12 protein-coding genes are annotated in these 12,364 nt (G+C 37.6%); 11 read left to right on the plus strand and 1 reads right to left on the minus strand.

Annotated elements, in window-relative coordinates:
- The first annotated feature begins 10 nt into the window (after positions 1 to 10).
- The 6 genes from C1A05_RS04985 to C1A05_RS05010 are packed head-to-tail and all read left to right on the plus strand — an operon-like array spanning position 11 to position 6,068.
- Positions 11 to 811 carry an enoyl-CoA hydratase/isomerase family protein gene (locus C1A05_RS04985; protein ID WP_102027080.1) on the plus strand — a complete coding sequence of 267 codons (801 nt, stop codon included), beginning with the start codon at positions 11 to 13 and terminating at the stop codon, positions 809 to 811.
- Between the two features lie 28 nt (positions 812 to 839).
- Entirely contained in the window at positions 840 to 1,682 is an 843-nt protein-coding gene (locus tag C1A05_RS04990; RefSeq protein WP_102027081.1) for an SDR family NAD(P)-dependent oxidoreductase, read from the plus strand.
- 21 nt (positions 1,683 to 1,703) lie between these two features.
- Positions 1,704 to 2,846, plus strand: a complete 1,143-nt coding sequence (locus tag C1A05_RS04995) for a thiolase family protein (RefSeq protein ID WP_200816473.1) — start codon at positions 1,704 to 1,706, stop codon at positions 2,844 to 2,846.
- Positions 2,847 to 2,871: 25 nt separating this feature from the next.
- On the plus strand, positions 2,872 to 3,222 hold the full coding sequence (locus C1A05_RS05000) for an SCP2 sterol-binding domain-containing protein (RefSeq protein WP_102027083.1): 351 nt from the start codon (positions 2,872 to 2,874) through the stop codon (positions 3,220 to 3,222).
- 41 nt (positions 3,223 to 3,263) lie between these two features.
- On the plus strand, positions 3,264 to 4,190 hold the full coding sequence (locus tag C1A05_RS05005) for a R2-like ligand-binding oxidase (protein WP_102027084.1): 927 nt from the start codon (positions 3,264 to 3,266) through the stop codon (positions 4,188 to 4,190).
- Positions 4,191 to 4,235: 45 nt separating this feature from the next.
- Positions 4,236 to 6,068, plus strand: coding sequence for an AMP-dependent synthetase/ligase (locus C1A05_RS05010; RefSeq protein ID WP_102027085.1), 1,833 nt, complete (start codon positions 4,236 to 4,238; stop codon positions 6,066 to 6,068).
- Positions 6,069 to 6,126: 58 nt separating this feature from the next.
- On the opposite strand, the gene C1A05_RS05015 is transcribed toward C1A05_RS05010, so the two are convergent.
- Positions 6,127 to 7,644, minus strand: coding sequence for a response regulator transcription factor (locus C1A05_RS05015; RefSeq protein ID WP_102027086.1), 1,518 nt, complete (start codon positions 7,642 to 7,644; stop codon positions 6,127 to 6,129).
- Positions 7,645 to 7,987: 343 nt separating this feature from the next.
- Between C1A05_RS05015 and C1A05_RS05020 the strand changes: the two genes are divergently transcribed.
- The 5 genes from C1A05_RS05020 to C1A05_RS05040 all read left to right on the plus strand — a co-directional run bounded on the left by C1A05_RS05020 (position 7,988) and on the right by C1A05_RS05040 (position 12,322).
- Positions 7,988 to 8,686 (plus strand): DUF6230 family protein, encoded by a 699-nt coding sequence (locus C1A05_RS05020; RefSeq protein ID WP_200816474.1) that lies wholly within the window; start codon positions 7,988 to 7,990, stop codon positions 8,684 to 8,686.
- A gap of 100 nt (positions 8,687 to 8,786) precedes the next feature.
- Positions 8,787 to 9,380: a DUF6230 family protein gene (locus tag C1A05_RS05025; protein ID WP_102027087.1), complete on the plus strand. Its 594-nt coding sequence runs from the start codon at positions 8,787 to 8,789 to the stop codon at positions 9,378 to 9,380.
- Between the two features lie 27 nt (positions 9,381 to 9,407).
- Positions 9,408 to 9,935, plus strand: coding sequence for a DUF6114 domain-containing protein (locus C1A05_RS05030; RefSeq protein WP_200816475.1), 528 nt, complete (start codon positions 9,408 to 9,410; stop codon positions 9,933 to 9,935).
- Positions 9,936 to 9,970: 35 nt separating this feature from the next.
- Positions 9,971 to 11,449 (plus strand): hypothetical protein, encoded by a 1,479-nt coding sequence (locus tag C1A05_RS05035; protein ID WP_102027088.1) that lies wholly within the window; start codon positions 9,971 to 9,973, stop codon positions 11,447 to 11,449.
- A 120-nt stretch (positions 11,450 to 11,569) separates the two neighbouring features.
- Positions 11,570 to 12,322, plus strand: a complete 753-nt coding sequence (locus C1A05_RS05040) for a CBS domain-containing protein (protein WP_159462001.1) — start codon at positions 11,570 to 11,572, stop codon at positions 12,320 to 12,322.
- Positions 12,323 to 12,364: the final 42 nt, after the last annotated feature.

Consider the following 12,364-nt stretch of genomic DNA (forward strand, 5'->3'; position numbering starts at 1 on the left):
AGAGAGAAGGGTGTCCTATCAAACAATTGAAATCGAAAAACGCGCAAAGGGTGTAGCCTGGATTTTTATCCATAATCCCCCAGTAAATGCAATTAATGAGCCACTAATGAAAGATTTAGAAAAAGCAGCTATGGAATTAACGATGGATCAAACTGTACGGGTAGTTGTGGTGACATCTAAGCATCCAAAAATCTTTTTAGCAGGTGCTGATTTAAAGGGAATGCTTCAAAACAATAGTGATGAAGAGGAAGCGGATAATGTGATTGCGAAACAATGTGAGCGAATGCAATATTGTTTTCATAAATTTGCTACAATGCCAAAACCGGTCCTTGCAGCGATTAATGGTCATGCCTTAGGTGGTGGTTGTGAATTTGCCCTTGCCTGTGATTTTCGCTTTATGTCCAAGGGGCGTATTGGGTTAACGGAGGTTTCGTTAGGCATTATCCCAGGAGCGGGTGGAACACAACGAATGACGAGGGTTTTGGGAAGAGCGAAAGCATTAGAATATATTTTCACTGCAAAACAGCTGGAAAAAGAAGAAGCCGAGAAGGTAGGGTTGATACATCAATCTATTGAGGAAGAAATGTTTGAACAAGAAGTTACTAAATTTGCAGAGCAATTAGCAGATGGTGCAATCCATGCAATGGGCCTTGCAAAGCAAGCAATAAATGCAGCAGAGGATTCAACAATGGAAGAGGGACTACGTGTGGAAGCGCATGCCTTCCAAGATACGTTTTTATCTGATGAGCCTGCCATTGGTCTTGCAGCATTTTTTCAAAAGGAAAAACCGAAATTCAATTTGAACGAATAGGTATTGTTTGGAAAGGGAGGTAGATGGAGTGTCTTCTTGGAACGACTTATTAAAGGGGAAAGTAGCGATTGTGACCGGTGCATCTAGAGGATTAGGGAGAATGGATGCCCTAGCCTTGGCTGAGGCTGGTGCTGATGTGGTAATTACGGACATTCTAATTGAAACAGATGAATATAGTGAAATAGAAGCAGAAAAGTATGGTCCCATGCAGCAGGTAATGCAAAGTACGAATGTCGTATATGCAAATAAAACAGCACAAGAAATACAAAAAATGGGCAGACGTTCCACTGCAGTGAAAATGGATGTGACGAATAGGGAACAAGTAAAGGAAGTGTTTGCAAAAGTAAAAGAACAATATGGCAAAATAGATATTTTAATCAACAATGCAGGTACATTAGATCATGTATCTCAAATTGAGGATCAAAACGATGATTTTTGGGAACGAGACTTAAAAGTCAATTTAACAGGTGCATACAATTGCACAAAAGCCGTTTGGCCATATATGAAGGAACAAGGTGGAGGAAAAATCATCAATATGGCTTCGGTTGCAGGGACTTTAGGTGGCTTCGGTCAAGCTAGTTATTCTACTACAAAAGGTGGCCTGTTAAGCTTTACGAAAAGTATGGCATTAGAAGGTGCACGTCACGGTATTAATGTGAATGCAATTGTACCAGGTATTATTGCAACAGAAGCTTTTAAAATGGGGAATGCAAAAATGAATGAACGTATGATTCAACGAACCGCTTTTAAAAAGCCGGGAGAACCAGAGGATATTGCGAATGCCATCACATTTCTCGTTTCTGACAAAGCAAAGTATATTACTGGAGTTGGGTTACAAGTTTCTGGAGGAATTGAGCTATTTACCTTTTAAATGGAGAAAGGAGGTTATATGTTGAGAGAGGTTGTCATTATTGATGCTATACGAACGCCAACAGGCAAAAAGAGAGGAATACTCTCTCATACCCACCCTGTTGATTTGTTAACACCTGTTCTAAGGCAATTAGTAGACCGAAATCATTTGAACCCAGCTGATGTAGAAGACGTAGTGACAGGGTGTGTAACGATGACAGAAGAACAAGGTGGGAACATCGGTCGAATGGCTGTGTTAGCTGCAGGTTTTCCAGTAGAAGTACCGTCCTTTTCACTTAATCGTATGTGTGGCTCTAGTCAGCAAGCTATTCATTCAGCATCCCAAATCATATTAGCTGGTGATGCTGATATTGCCATCGCATGTGGAGTTGAAAACATGTCGCGAGTGCCAATGGGAAGTGACATGGGTGCATTTAGCAATGATCTATTAAATCAATACAATATTGTCCCCCAAGGTTTTTCCGCTGAGCTCATTGCACAAAATTGGGATCTTTCCAGGGAAGAATTAGATGAATTTGCATTATCCAGTCATGAAAAGGCAGCATATGCAACGGACAATGGTTTATTTGAAAGAGAGACCATGGCGCTTGATGTGAAAACGGAAGAAGGAATGGTGCACTTTACTGTAGATGAAGGAATCCGGCGAGATACCTCCATGGAAAAACTAGCAGGATTAATGCCGTCTTTTCAACCAGATAATGGTGTTGTTACTGCAGGAAACTCGAGCCAAATAAGTGATGGCGCTGCAGGATTGTTGTTAATGTCTAAAACAAAAGCGGAAGAATTAGGCCTCCAACCGAGAGCAAAGGTGATTGCTCGTGTGGTTGTCGGGGTAGATCCTGTTATGATGTTGACTGGCGTCATTCCTGCGACAACGAAAGTTCTTCGAAAAGCAGGCTTAACGATTGATCAAATGGATGTTATCGAAATAAATGAGGCTTTTGCTTCTGTCGTAAAAGCATGGGAAAAGGAATTAAACCCGAATATGGCAAAGGTCAATCCTCGTGGTGGGGCTATTGCGTTAGGTCATCCTCTTGGGGCGAGCGGGGCAAGAATTGCTACTACATTGCTACATACTTTAGAGGATACGGAAGGGAAATACGGCCTGCAAGTCATGTGTATCGGGTTTGGGATGGCTACAGCAACCATAATAGAAAGAGTATAAAGTGGGAACAAGGGAGGAAATGCAAATGGGTGAATTTGTAAAACCAACGATTGGGGAAGTATTTCAAATGATTGATGCTGCCATTAAGCATGAACCTGAAAAAACGACAGGAAAAGAAGGGGTATATCAATTTAATTTACAAGGAGATACAGAAGTAACGTATCAGCTTATTATTGATGAAGAAGGCCCTAGAGCCGTGGAAGGTAAAAAAAAGGATGCAGATGTAACGTTAATTATGAAAGAAGACAACTTTCGAAAATTGGTAGAAGGTACTCTTAACCCAACGGCAGCATTCATGAGTGGCAAATTAAAGGTGAAAGGAAATATGGGGCTTGCGTTGAAATTACAAACGGTTTTAAATGCATTTGAATTTTAATACATCTTTTATTAAGTAGAGGGAAGGGGGGATAGAGTGAATTGACACATCAACATTTCCAAACAGTAGAAGGGGTATTAAATTGGAATGCACCTTTATATCGATTATATGAAAAGGCAAAACAGAATGGTAAGTGGAATCCAAGAGATATCGATTTTACCCAGGATAAAATTGACTATGAAAATATGACAGAAGATGAAAAAATTACAATCGCCCCCTTAATTGCTTCTTTTTCAGCAGGGGAAGAAGCAGTGACTTTGGATATTTTGCCAATGGTTCAAGTTATGGCTAGGCAAGGTAGATTAGAGGATACGATGTTTTTAACTACGTTTATGTTTGATCAGGCGAAGCATACAGAATTGTTTTCTAGGTGGCAAGAGGAAATGGGTTTAGGAGACCTAGATTTATCGGCTTTTCATAGTGATAGCTACAAACGAATATTCTATGAAAAACTTCCTGAGGCGATGGAACGTTTGAATCGAGATGATTCCCCTAATGCGGTCATTAAGGCAGCGACAGTATATAACATGGTTGTAGAAGGAATATTGGCGGAAACGGGTTATTATTCCTTTCGAGAAATTTTGAAGAAAGCGAATTTGTTGCCTGGTATTTTACAAGGTATTGACTATTTAAATCAGGATGAAGGTAGACATTTACAATTTGGAATTTATACGATTCAACGGCTCAGTATTGAGCACGATCCGAGTTTTAACATATTTAATGATTTTATCGATGAATTATGGCCAGATGCACTAGGGGTTATTGAATATCTAACATCGCTTTATGACCTACAGATGGCACAAGATTGGACAGAATCGAAATTACAACTAGATTCAGAGAAAATGAAACAATATGCAATTAGACAATACGAGATTCGTAAAAAACAAGTAAATCGTGGTAGTAGTTATCAACGTGTTTCGGAATTAAATGAAAGTATGATACGGAACAATTCTTTACGTTCTTCATAATGCGTTTTTTAGGTAAAATATAGAAATCCCAGGAGGGTTCATTATTTGAAGGCAAATAACTTAGTGGAAATGTTGCGGAACACAGTTAGGCGTTATGGGAAGAAAGACGCTTTAATGTGGAAAGTTGATGGGACTTATCAACGGATGACGTATCAACAATTTTGGGATCGAATCCACTATACAGCTTCTGGATTATCAAAATTAGGTGTTAAAGATGATGACAAGGTGGCAATTTTATCGAATAGTAATCCGATGTGGGGTATTACAGATTTCGCGGTTGCTAGCTTAGGAGCGGTAAGTGTTCCTATTTATCCCACATTACCAAAAGATCAAGTCCAGTTTATATTAAACAATGCAGATGTATCCGTTGTTGTGGTGGAAAACCAAGAACAGCTCGAAAAAGTTATCGCATATGAGCATTTAGCATATGTTATTGTTATGCATCCAGAACCTTCCTTTCAATCAACAGATAAGCAGATGACCTTTGCGGAGCTTGAAGCGAAAGGAAAGGAGTTTATTTTGTTAGATTGGGAGGATAGGTGGTCCATAATAGATCGAGAAAAGCTCGTAACCATTATTCATACATCTGGAACAACCGGCAATCCAAAGGGTGTCATGTTAACCCATGGAAACTTTTTAGCTAATATAGAAGCCATACAATTTTGGCTGATCGAGTTATTACCAGATGACCTAGCATTATCCTATCTCCCCTTGTCCCACGTTTTTGAGCGTTTAGCAGGTCATTATATGCAATTTTCAGTTGGAACTACCGTTGCATATGCACAAAGTATTGACACAATCCAAGAAAACTTGCAGGAAGTTCGCCCTACTATTATGACAAGTGTTCCTCGCTTATTTGAAAAAGTGTATACGAAAGTCCGTGATGAGATTGATAACGGATCATCTATGAAACAAAAAATATTTAATTGGGCAGTAGAGGTTGGAATGGAACGCTACGACATGTATCATCAATCCCCTGTTCATAAATTAGTTTTACAAGATGCGATGCCTAAGGATTTTATGAAAAAGTGGAAGCGTGCAGACCGCCTCGTCTACCAAAAAGTAAAGCAAAAGCTAGGGGGCAGGCTAAGAGGTTTAGTATCTGGAGGAGGAACACTAAATCAGGAATTAGCTAAGTTTTTTTGGGCACTGGATATTCCCATTTTAGAAGGCTATGGACTAACCGAAACATCTCCTGTTGTAACAACCAATCCTATGGTACGAGCGAAGGTTGGAACAGTAGGGAAGGTTTTGCCGAATTTAGAGGTGCGGATAGCAGATGATGGGGAGGTTTTAGTTCGAGGTCCAAGTGTTATGAAGGGCTATTATAAAAACCCCGAAGCTACAGCAGAGACTTTTGATGGTGACTGGTTCAAAACAGGTGATATAGGCATGCTTGATGAGGAAAACTACTTAAAAATCATTGATCGTAAAAAACGCATTCTCGTATTATCAACAGGAAAAAATGTTGCACCTCAACCTATTGAAAGCGTTATCAACGAAAGCTCCTTTGTGGATCATTCGATTATTATCGGGGATCAGCGCAAATATGTGATTTGTTTAGTGAATGTGGATATGGAAAATCTGCAACCATGGGCAGCAAAACATGGCATCATTGGAAATCGAGAGGAATTAGCAAATCATCCAATGATCCAAGAGCTTCTGAATAAAGAGGTAAAAAGGTTAACGAAATCATTTGCCTCATTTGAGCAACCAAAAAAAGTAGTCATTGTAAAGGATGAATGGACGATTGACCGTGGAGATTTATCTCCTAAATTATCTATTAGACCAAAAATGATAGAGGATAGATACAGGAATGTTATTGAACAAGTTTATGAAGAATTACCAAAACAAGAAGCAGTTGCAACGACAGAATGAGAAAAAGGAGCTGAAAATGCTCCTTTTTCTTATTTCTATTGAACGTTTAACATTTTGATTAGATAACGCCATCACGTATTGCTCTTGCTACTGCTTCGGTTCGGTTTCGAGCTTCCATTTTTTGCATAATAGCCGATATGTAATCACGTACTGTATATTCGCTTAAATTTAAAGCTACTGCAGCCTCACTAGTGGAGGCACCTTCCGCCATTAACTTCAACACTTCTACTTCTCGAGGCGAATAATGAAGTGTTACTCTTTGTTTTAAGCCTTCATTTTCGGAATGAAATTTTGCTAACACTTCTCCTGCACTTTGACCGAACTTTATTAATGCAGAGAATACTTCCTGGGATACCTTAAATTGTTTTTCGGGACCTTGATCTAAAATTGCTGCTCCAAGCAGTTTGTTTGTGGAAGTAGTAAAGATCGGCGCAATAATGATAGAGCTTAATTGAAATTGATTAATATATTGTTTTGGAAATCCAAGAGCAGCATTTTTTATATAAATAGGCTGTAAATAGTCCATTTTACCACCAAATAACTCTAATACTTGAAGGTTATTTTGGATAATTGGAAGATTTCCAATGTCCTCTGTTATATTTTGAATTGCCTTATTATCTATTTGGTATCCATGTAATCCGAAACCCATTTTGTCATTAGTAGAGTAGGAAAACAAAGCACATCTTTCGAACGGTAAATACTTCACGAAACCGGAAGTAATTGTTTCTAGTGCATCATTAAGGGACTTTGCACGCATCATGGTTTCTTGAAACATAATGACAGAGTCTTTCCATAGCTGGGCGTCTTTTGTTAACTTAATCGATTTTCTACTTTTTTGAAAAAGCTGTAAAGAGTAATGGATAAAGGAAATGATAGTAGATGTATCTTTATTTGTTGTACAGATTAATAATGTTTTCGTTTCGTAGGATAGCGGGAGCACGGATTTCTGTATTGGTTCATCGGTAGGCATTTGAGCTAGTAATTTTTCAGATAGGTCAAAGATTGATTCTGCTTCGACTGTTTCAGAGTCCAATATTAACGGATGATTTAAATGATGATAGCATTTTTCTAGTACATAAAGATTGTTTTCTTTTGATACCATTGCAGCCCAATCTATGGGAAGTTGTTTTGATGTAACAAGCTGCTCTAAAAAGGATTCTACTGCTAAATCTCTTTTATAGGATCTTGATAAAACTTGTTCACTTACAGTGGAAAATAAGTATTGCACTGCTTGGTGGTCGTAATGGGTGTAAATTGATTTCCTTTGAATAATGTTGTGGACAGCATTTTCTAGTAATGTATACATAAATGGGTTCCATTCTAGTGATGTTTCTATATTTTCTTCAGCAAGTCTTTCTAAGTCTTTTATCCCTTCTATCTGTTGTTTGAAAAAAACTGAGGCTAAGTATTCCATAATATCTTCTGTATCCTTTGTAAATGATTTGTTTGTATTTACGTGCTGTATATGCTCCATAATTTCCTGCCATTCACCCAAAATATCTACTTCGTACTTTCGCACTAACTTCAGTCCATGGAGAAATATAGAAAACAATTGAATTTTCATCGATAACGTCATACAAAACTTTCCTTTCTGATTCTTACTATATGGTAAGGAATTCGCTAATGAAATCGAAAGTCCTTTATGTTCGCATAAGATTTATATCATGCTTATTCAAATGCATCCCTATTTATGTAGTGTCTGATCACAAATATTGCTGTTCGCGGTTGAGATGTACAAAAATTAGGTTTCCTGGCTACGATTTAAGGGAATACATTTCCTGAATATTAAAAAAATTCCTATAAAAGTAGGGTGTTCTTTTTTTGATATGTAAATTACAATAGTTTTAACAAAACATTTTGTCTAATAATTCTGAAAAATTCAAGGTAGCAGAAGCCGTACAGAAGAGGGAGGGGAAAGGTTGAAGAATGGATATTCCATAGGGGTTACTGTAAAAAAGAAATTTCTAGCATCGTTAGCTGGGGGTATCTTCCTTTTTACTTCCTTAATTGCACTCTTTGGTTTTACTGGCACAATGTTTGCCTTACCGCTAGGGGGGATGGGGGACTTCTATGTTGAATTTGAAACGTTAGAAGGAAAGGGCTTTACCATGTCTCCTCGTTTAGGGGAAACAGGTGATCAAAGTGATGTACCATTAGTTCGAAATCAAATAGAAACGGCAAAAATTAATGGACTACATATTTACAAGGAACTGAAGCTTCCAACAGGAAAGTGGATTCGAATTAATATTACCTCTTCTGGACCTACTACAATTGAAGGTTTAACCCAGGATGCCCGGTTTATTGAGGCCAATTTACAATTTAACAAGATGGAAATGGAGCAATCAAACACAAAAGAAGCAACAGAAATGGAAGCGCTTCAAACGAATTGGGGGCAGCAAGCGAGTTCCGTAACCATTACAGATGCAAAAATCGTAACGGATTATTTGTTTCAAAATGTAGTGTCTTTGAGTGGGGCAAAAATTTCCATTGAGGCAATCGATGAACCAACCAATGAACAGGAAAATGAACATACGGAAGTGAAAGGAAATCATTTCACTAGTGAACAAGAAAGTAGTGGAAATGCAGATTCAAAAGAGGAGGATCATCGCTTTCCATAGTTGCTATTTATCGGTGCGCTAATGGTAATTGTTATCATTGCATTGATCTTAAAAAAGCGTTTAACTTCTCTGAAAAAAGAATAGTTGAGGTGAACAATGAATGAGTAAAATGGATGGTGCAAAAGTAGGGAAGACGTGGAAAAAGAAATTTTTAGTAGCGTTTATGTCTGGATTTCTTGCATTGGGTAGTCTTATAGCAGTCTTTGGCTTTACCGGGACTGTTTTTGCTTTACCGCTTGGTGGTATTGGCGACTTTTATGTGGAATTTGATGAGTTAGAAGGAACGAACTTCCAATTACTTCCTCAGATCGGTGAGACTGGAAATTCAGACGCTGAGCCTATGGTGCGAAACAAAATGGATACTGCTAAAATCAAAAACTTACACATTTACAAAGATATAAAGCTACCAACAGGTAATTGGATACGTATCCACATTAAAGCCTCAGGAGATACAACGATTACAGGGCTTATCCAGGATGCTCGCTTTATCGATGCAAACCTAAGTTTTGATGAGCTTGCCATTAAGGAAAAAAATACAGAAGCATACAACGAAAACTGGACTCAATCCGCTTCCACAATAAGAATAACGGATGCAAAAATTGTTACAGATTATTTGTTTCAAACGACGGTAAGTTTATCGGGAGCAAAAATTTCTATTGAGAGCATTGAAGAGCCGGAAATGATGGGTCAATAAATCTAACCTGGAGAAAGGAGGATACGGATGGGGAAGGAAAACGCAAATAAAGAAGAAGTAAAAAAAGCAAAAAAGGAAGCAAGAGCATTAAAAAAAGAAGAGAAAATTCATAAACAATACGAGAAGCTTCAAGAAGCTAGTAAATTTAAAAAATGGCGTAATGCCAGGCCTTTCTGGGGTGCAACACTTACTGTTCTTGCAGGTTTAATGATTTTATATATACCTTTACATTTATATGCCATCGCATTTATTCCAGGTAGTCTTGTATTTGTTGGGTTTTTATTTGGTGGACTAACCTTAATTATTGGTATTTTGTCATTCTTTTTCCCACAATTCTCAACGATATTTGGAATCTTCACGTTATTTTTATCTGTCCTATCTGTCATGGGTGCTTTAGGAGGGTTTTTAATCGGAACGTTGGTAGGCATTGTTGCTGGATCATTATGCATTGCATGGCAGGAAGAGACGGTGGTGCTGAAAAAGGATGGAACGGAATGGAATAAAGAAGTAGTCGTAAACCATACCAATCAAAACAATCCGACTTTACAAGCATAGACATACTAAAGTTCCTGATTCTAAGGGGAGTTTACATGAATTACAAAAAAAAGATGATCGTCTTAATTAGTTTCGCTGTGGTGCTCATATTTGGAACTGTTTGTAGTCCTTTCGGTAGCTCTTTTACCTTTGCAGATGAACAAAAAGAGAACCATAGTGGTGGATTTACAATCATCACGGAAAAAGTAGATGGCCAGATGGATTTATTAGCTGCATTACAAGGGAAAATAAAAATTCAAGAAGGAACGATTTCTGGATTATCCATCTATAAAAAGCTAGAAACTGGCTCTGGTCGAGAACCACTTATTATAAAAATCAAGAGCCAAGGGCCAATACCTGTCTCGAACTTGTATGCTGAGACAAAAGGAAACGGACTTCCTGAGATAGGCGGATTATGTGCACCAAGTAAATTAGGCTGGCTTTGTTTAAGTAATGTAAAGATGGTTGTTACCGAGCAGACGGTCCAAAACATTACATTACCCAATGCTACGGTAGAAACTTGCTATGAAAGTCAATGTGGACCTATACCGGAAGTCAATTCTATATCGGTTGAAGCGCTGGAAGAATTGTTAGAGGAAGAAAGTGAAGAGAAGGAAGATCCGCTTAACGAAATTAAAGAGGAGCTAGAAAACGCAGAAAATCAATTGGAAAACCTTAACTCTTTATTAGAGCAACTAAGAAGTGAACTGGCACATTTAACTAGTGAGGATGGATTACAACAGAGCATTGAAAATACAATAGCGAAAGTAAACAATGTTTTGAATGCAAACCATTTTGATGACGCATTACAAAATGACTTAATTGCATTAACCGATAAATTAAGTCAACAATATGATGCCTTTGATCAAGCTTCTAACCATTTAACTACGATAACGAAAGAGATAGAGGAAGGAATAAAACAACTCGAGCAACACATTTCCGATCTAGAAGCGAAAATTCAAGCTATTGAAAAAGAACTACAAAATTCAAATGAAGAAGCTGCAATGAGTCAGCTTGAAATATACTCTGAATTAATTGAAATGGCTGAAAAAGATAAAAATGGAGAGAAAGGTGAAGAATTAGAGGATCCTCCTGAAAAGTCAAAAGAACTGAAAGACATTAAAAAAGGCTTAAATCAAGTGGACGAAAATCTTTCCATTCGAAAAGAAGCATTTGAAGAATTAAGCTCGGAAGTTTCTCCAATAAAGGAACAAAGAAACTCCTTTAAAGAAGAGATTGAAAAATTAAAAGCTTCCATTATAGAGCTGTTGAATCGTATTCAAGAAGAAAATAAAGAAGAGGATAACAAGGAAGAAGAACCAGATTCGGATACTGATTCTGAGCCAGATTCAGGCGGGAATGGAGAAGATGAGGATGCGGGTACGGATACAGGAGAAGAAAATGATGACAAGGCAGACCCAGGTACCGGTAATGATGATGGAAATAATGATGATGGTGATGATGAAAGTTCCGATGAAGAGGAGGACGATGGTAGCATCCTTACAGATCTATTAGACTGGTTGTTTCATTTTTAATAGCCCAAAGACCACTTGATGTAAATAGAAATCAGGTGGTCTTTTTTATGTAATAGGAATTCAAATAACAAGGGTAGGTTAACCTAACAATAAGGAAAAATATCGTAAAAGGTGATGTTCATGAATTCCAAAAATCTAGACAATGTCCAACGTTTTGAGCTTGCCTTTAATCGAATCCATGCTAGGCTTAAAGAACTATCGAAAGGGAGTAACAGTGATCGATTTGTTGATTTGCTACAAGAAAATAAAGATAAATATTCCGCTTTTCGTTATCATTTTTATAAATTAAAGCAATATGCCAAATTACGGAACGCCATTGTCCACGAAGAAGTAGAGGAAGGTTATTATATTGCTGAGCCTCATATGTCCGTTGTGGAAGATATCGAAAGAATAAGTGAATCCGTATTTCGTCCGCCTTCCGCTTATAAGCTTGCTACGAAACCTGTGATTCATTTAAATATTACAACACCGTTAGAAAAAATGCTTGAAATCATTTCAAGGTATGGTTATTCACAGTATCCTGTATATGATGGAAAGCGATTTAAAGGGCTCATTACAGATGGAGGAATAGCAAGATGGCTCTCTGATCATATCCCAAAAGGTTATTCCTTTGTAAAAACATGTAGCGTATCTAATGTATTAGAAACGGAAAGGAAAAAGAATGTAGCTTTTATGGCGAAGCATAAAGATGTATACGAGCTGGAAAACCTATTTACTCAATTTGCTCAAAAAAAATTAAAGCTTGAAGCGGTTATCATTACAGAAACGGGCGATCAACATGAACTACCTATTGGAATTATCACTTCTTGGGATTTATTACAAATTGATCATTCTACAAATTTTATTTCTGTTTCTGGAAACGAAACTTCATAAAGTCTATTTTCTCCATTAACTTTTACACATTATCGTGTTAAA

This window comes from Salirhabdus sp. Marseille-P4669, assembly GCF_900240405.1.
Classification (GTDB): Bacteria; Bacillota; Bacilli; order Bacillales; family Alkalibacillaceae; genus OEQK01.

Bases quoted from the DNA above. Each gene is read 5' to 3' on its own strand.
- C1A05_RS05040 (WP_159462001.1), top strand. From the start codon at position 11,570: ATGAATTCCAAAAATCTAGACAATGTCCAACGTTTTGAGCTTGCCTTT.
- C1A05_RS05000 (WP_102027083.1), top strand. From the start codon at position 2,872: ATGGGTGAATTTGTAAAACCAACGATTGGGGAAGTATTTCAAATGATT.
- C1A05_RS05025 (WP_102027087.1), top strand. From the start codon at position 8,787: ATGAGTAAAATGGATGGTGCAAAAGTAGGGAAGACGTGGAAAAAGAAA.
- C1A05_RS05015 (WP_102027086.1), bottom strand. From the start codon at position 7,644: ATGACGTTATCGATGAAAATTCAATTGTTTTCTATATTTCTCCATGGA.
- C1A05_RS05030 (WP_200816475.1), top strand. From the start codon at position 9,408: ATGGGGAAGGAAAACGCAAATAAAGAAGAAGTAAAAAAAGCAAAAAAG.
- C1A05_RS05035 (WP_102027088.1), top strand. From the start codon at position 9,971: ATGAATTACAAAAAAAAGATGATCGTCTTAATTAGTTTCGCTGTGGTG.